At 65.6% G+C, this 4,397-nt stretch carries 7 protein-coding genes; 3 read left to right on the top strand and 4 right to left on the bottom strand.

All coding sequences use genetic code 11. From position 1 onward, the window contains the following. Positions 1 to 105: 105 nt before the first annotated feature. The 4 genes from IAE41_RS21945 to IAE41_RS21930 all read right to left on the bottom strand — a co-directional run bounded on the left by IAE41_RS21945 (position 106) and on the right by IAE41_RS21930 (position 2,154). A complete protein-coding gene (locus tag IAE41_RS21945; RefSeq protein WP_200734558.1) occupies positions 106 to 432 on the bottom strand; it encodes a hypothetical protein in 327 nt (108 codons plus the stop codon). A 99-nt stretch (positions 433 to 531) separates the two neighbouring features. Further along, on the bottom strand, positions 532 to 906 hold the full coding sequence (locus IAE41_RS21940) for a roadblock/LC7 domain-containing protein (protein ID WP_079222571.1): 375 nt from the start codon (positions 904 to 906) through the stop codon (positions 532 to 534). Beyond that, on the bottom strand, positions 899 to 1,450 hold the full coding sequence (locus IAE41_RS21935) for a GTP-binding protein (protein WP_200734556.1): 552 nt from the start codon (positions 1,448 to 1,450) through the stop codon (positions 899 to 901). The genes IAE41_RS21940 and IAE41_RS21935 overlap by 8 nt, the downstream gene beginning before the upstream one ends. After that, positions 1,447 to 2,154 (bottom strand): hypothetical protein, encoded by a 708-nt coding sequence (locus IAE41_RS21930; protein ID WP_234458971.1) that lies wholly within the window; start codon positions 2,152 to 2,154, stop codon positions 1,447 to 1,449. The genes IAE41_RS21935 and IAE41_RS21930 overlap by 4 nt, the downstream gene beginning before the upstream one ends. A gap of 240 nt (positions 2,155 to 2,394) precedes the next feature. Between IAE41_RS21930 and IAE41_RS21925 the strand changes: the two genes are divergently transcribed. The 3 genes from IAE41_RS21925 (at position 2,395) to IAE41_RS21915 (ending at position 4,072) form a co-directional block, all read left to right on the top strand. Next, positions 2,395 to 3,054: a response regulator transcription factor gene (locus IAE41_RS21925; RefSeq protein ID WP_200734555.1), complete on the top strand. Its 660-nt coding sequence runs from the start codon at positions 2,395 to 2,397 to the stop codon at positions 3,052 to 3,054. A 141-nt stretch (positions 3,055 to 3,195) separates the two neighbouring features. Next, the gene (locus IAE41_RS21920) at positions 3,196 to 3,735 is read left to right on the top strand and encodes a DUF3011 domain-containing protein (RefSeq protein WP_200734554.1); all 540 of its coding nucleotides are present in this window, start codon (positions 3,196 to 3,198) and stop codon (positions 3,733 to 3,735) included. A gap of 133 nt (positions 3,736 to 3,868) precedes the next feature. Next, positions 3,869 to 4,072 (top strand): hypothetical protein, encoded by a 204-nt coding sequence (locus IAE41_RS21915; protein ID WP_079222567.1) that lies wholly within the window; start codon positions 3,869 to 3,871, stop codon positions 4,070 to 4,072. The last annotated feature ends 325 nt before the right edge of the window (positions 4,073 to 4,397 follow it).

Raw genomic sequence — 4,397 nt, 5'->3', positions numbered from 1 at the left:
CCCCCCCCCCCCCCCCCCCCCCCCCCCCCCCCCCCCCCCCCCGGGGGGGGGCCCCCCCCCCCCCCCCCCCCGGCCACGCCTTCCCCATGAACGCGTTTGTGGCCGTTACAGCGCCAGCGAACTCTCCACATCCAGCACCATGCGGCGGGCGAGGGCGAGGTTCGCCTTCTGCCGGTCCAGCACGACGTAGAAGAACAGCCCCTTCTTGGCCGACACCGGGCGCAGCACGTGGTAAGCGCGGCCCAGGGTGATGAGGATGTCCTCGATGCTGTCGTTGAGGTTGAGGGCTTCGGCGGTTTTCATCTTGGCGCGCAGCACTTCGGTGTTGCCGGCGGCGGCCAGCTCCATGTCCACGCCCGAGCCGGCGTTGCCCAGCAGCATGCCGCTTTCGTAGTCGACCAGTGCCACGGCTTGTGCGCCGTTGATCTGCATGAGCGTGTCCAGGCATTTGTTGATGGCGGTATTCATTTCAGTCGTCCGTTGCGGGTGTTTGGAAGAAAAGAGTCGTCTGAGCAGTGAGAGCGACATGCATCAGTTCGTGTTGTCGGCCAGCGTGCGCACGCACTGCTTGGCATGCCACAGGGCGTTGCCGATGACACAGCTGTGGTCGCACGCGGTCATCAGCAGCCGCGGCTGCGATCCGGGTATGGCCAGCATCAGCACCTTGCCGTCGGCGGCGTCGAGGATCAGCGTGTCCAGTTCGCCAAAGCGCAGCTCGCGCCCCAGCGCGCTGGCCAGGCCCAGCATCGAGCTGGTCATCGCGGCCAGGCGATCGGCCACGTTGCCTTTCGGCCCGGCCTGGGCGAGCGCGAAGCCGTCGGCGCTGGCAACCACGATGGCCTGGATGCCCGGGACGTCGCGCGCCAGTGCGTTCAATGCCGGTGCGGCGTTAAGCGCGTCACTCATATGCGGCCGCCATCGCATTGCATTCAATCTGGCTCATCAGCAGGTCCATGGCGGTGATGGCCTGCTTCATGTCACGCGGGTCCAGCGGCAAGGCTGGCAGGTGCGGGGCCTGCTCGCTCAACCATGCCTGCCAGTGCGGCAGGATCGGATCGTCGGTGCGGCCGCACTTGGTGATGCCGATCACCACCGGCAGGGTGGGCGCGTGCTCGGCGATGGCCTGCAGGTGCTGGCCGGCGAGTGTGGCGTTGACGCACTTGCTGCCATCCACCAGCACGATGGCGCCCTCGGCACCCGCCAGCAGGATCGGCCAGATGTACGAGAAGCGTTCCTGCCCGGGCGAGCCATACAGGCGCAGCCGGTCGCCGCCCGGCAGGTCGATGTCGCCGTAATCCATGGCAACGGTGGTGTATTCCTTGCCCACGCTGGGGTCGGTATTGCGGGCTTCGGTCACCACGGCTTTGCCGTGGGTGAGGGTCTGCACGAGGGTGGATTTGCCCGCACCCAGCGGGCCCATAACGACGATCTTGTGCTCACGCACGCTCATGCACTCCAGCGGATACGAAGTTGGCGCCACAGATTGACCAGGCCATCGGTGGGCGAGGGACGGACCGGTGCGTCGCTGCCCATCACCGGGAAGGCGTAGGCAGTGAGGAAGGCGGCATTGAAGAACGACTGCACCTGGCGTTGCGGCAGGTCGAGGATGTCGCAGCACGCCTGGACGGAGGCGCCCTGCTTGATCAACAGCGCGCACAGGCGGAAGTGGTCGTGGCGGTGGGCGAGGATGCGGAAGTCCGGCCAGCGGCGCAGGCGCAGCTTGGCGTCCATCTGCAGCGGCAGCATCAAGCGGTCCAAGCGTGTTGCGGCCAGCGCGATGTTCCACAGCGTGGGGCGCAGCGCCAGGTTGCTGGACACGACCACGCGCTGCTCGAACACCTCCTTCGTGACCGGTGCAAGGCTCAACGCCGGGTGCTCCTCGGCGAGCAGTTTCTGCAGCAGTGTCAGCGTGATCGGTGCGGGCGCCGTGGTCATCATGCGATCGTTCTTCGTGTCCAGCCAGCAGACGGCTGTGTCGTCATGGATGACGGCGGCATAGGCGGACCTGCGCGGCGTCGCGGTGTCGCTCGCCAGATGGATGCGCAGCTGCTGCACGAAGGGCAGCGCCGCGGCCGGCAGCGTTGCCGCTGGCATCGACAGAGGGGCAGGCGGTGCCTCGAGATCTTCGAAAGGATGGCGGCGGAATCGGACCATGAGCATCGGGCGCCATGAGTGATTGGAGGTGGATATATAAGTCGGTTTCTGTTTTTGTTTCCATGAAACTATTGGGAAAGTTGCAAATGTGCGCGGGGGTCATGCAATTAATGGAAAGGCATGCATGAGCGCGGGTTTGCGATGAGGAATTGCATTTTCCAATGTTAAGTTGACGAAGCGTTCGAGGGTTATTAGCGTTTTCCGTGCGCACTGCGGCGTGACCATTTACAGGCAATCACCATGCTCACTCGAATCGCCATCGCGGATGACCATCCGCTGGTGCTGTTTGGCACCCGCCTTGTGATCGAGGCAGAGGGCCGGCACAGCGTCGTGGGCGAGGCGCAGTGCGCGGAAGCGCTGCTCGATCTGCTCGCCACTGAAGATGTGGATCTGGTGGTGACCGACTTTTCGATGCCCGGTGGAAAGCGGCCGGATGGCCAGGCGATGCTGCAGGCGCTGCGTCGCAATCACCCCAGGATTCCCGTAGTCCTGGTCACGATGATCACTAATCCCACCACGCTCAACATGGCCATGCGGACCGGCGTGCGCGGCTTGGTCTACAAGGGCAGTGGCGTGGACGGCCTTCGCAATGCGGTCGATTCGGTCATGGGCGGCGGCATCTACCTGGACTCCGAGCTCGCCCCCTGCCTGCAGGAGGCCGGGCGCCAGCGGACCCTGTCCGTGCTGTCGCCCAAGGAGCTGGAAGTGCTGCGGCTGTATGTATCCGGGCCGTCCATCACCGAGATCGCCGCACAGTTGCGGCGGACGGTCAGCACGATCAGCCGGCAGCGGATCTCGGCAATGCGCAAGCTGGGCATCAGCAACGACGCCGAGCTGTTCGCGTTTGCGTTCGAGGAAAAGCTGGGGACGCCGCAGGTGATGGCGGCCGCGGGAGAGTGATCGCCGCCGCCGACTGATCGATTCTGGTCAGGCCCGGTTGGGTTGCTTGAACGGAATGCGAACCATGTCATGCGCCCCCTCTGTGCGGCGCGCCCGGAATCTCCGATGCTTGCGCCATCGTATTCATCTGGAGAAGTGGCAATGGGCAAGGGATCGGGCAGGGGACTGGGCTGGGGAGCCGTGGCATGCCTCGTGCTGCCGATGCTGGCGGCTGCAGGTGTCGCGCAGGCGCAGAACCGTGGCTATGACGACCGCTACGACAACCGTGGCGGCGGAATCGTGCGCTGCGAATCGGTGAAGAACCGCAGCAACGAGTGCCGGCTGGACGGTCGCGCGCGCCTGATCCGCCAGTTGTCCAGCTCGCCGTGCGTGGAGGGCCGCACCTGGGGCCAGTCGCGTGGTGGCGTGTGGGTGACCCAGGGCTGCCGTGCCGAGTTCGTGGGTGAATCCCGTGGCGGCTGGGGCCACGGCGGCGGCGGTTGGGGCGGCAACGGCGGCCAGGTGATCGCCTGCCATTCCAACGACCGCCGGCAGAAGTACTGCGATGCGCGCGTCCGCCGCGACGTGCGCCTGGTGCGCCAGGAGTCGCGCAGCCCCTGCGTGGAAGGTCGTACCTGGGGCTGGGACCGCCGCGGTGTGTGGGTCAGCGATGGCTGCCGGGCCCAGTTCCAGATCAACTGACGGCAGTGGCCCTCAGATTCAGATTAATCTGATGGCGGTCACAGTTCATTCCTCGTATCGTCGGCAACCGGGGGCAGTGCGCCTCCCGGTGTGCCCACCGTCATCGATACGCTGTTCAAGGAGTGAGCAACGCATGTTGATCCGTCTGCAATGTGAGCAGCGCCAGTGGCGCGTGCTGCACCCGGACAAACCGGAACCGATCGAGTTCCGCGACGGTGTCCGCGCCTTCGATTTCGCCGAAACCCTCGCGCGCCTGCACTTCACCGACACCGGCCAGCGTGCGGCCGTGCGCGTGGAAGCCAGCGGTGCGTTTGTCGAGGCGATCAGCTACGGTTGATCGCCACCATCGGTTTGGTGGGTGCGGACCGTTGGTCCGCACTGATGAGCCCATCCACGCATGGCGTGGATCTACTGGTTTGGTGGGTGCGGACCGTTGGTCCGCACAGATGAGCCCATCCACGCATGGCGTGGATCTACTGGCTGGGTGGGTGCGGACCGTTGGTCCGCACAGATGAGCCCATCCACGCATGGCGTGGATCTACTGGCTGGGTGGGTGCGGACCGTTGGTCCGCACAGATGAGCCCATCCACGCATGGCGTGGATCTACTGGCTGGGTGGGTGCGGACCGTTGGTCCGCACTGATGAGCCCATCCACGCATGGC

This window comes from Stenotrophomonas sp. S39 (genome assembly GCF_016624665.1).
Classification (GTDB): Bacteria; Pseudomonadota; Gammaproteobacteria; order Xanthomonadales; family Xanthomonadaceae; genus Stenotrophomonas.
This window is presented reverse-complemented; position numbering and strand designations above follow the sequence as displayed.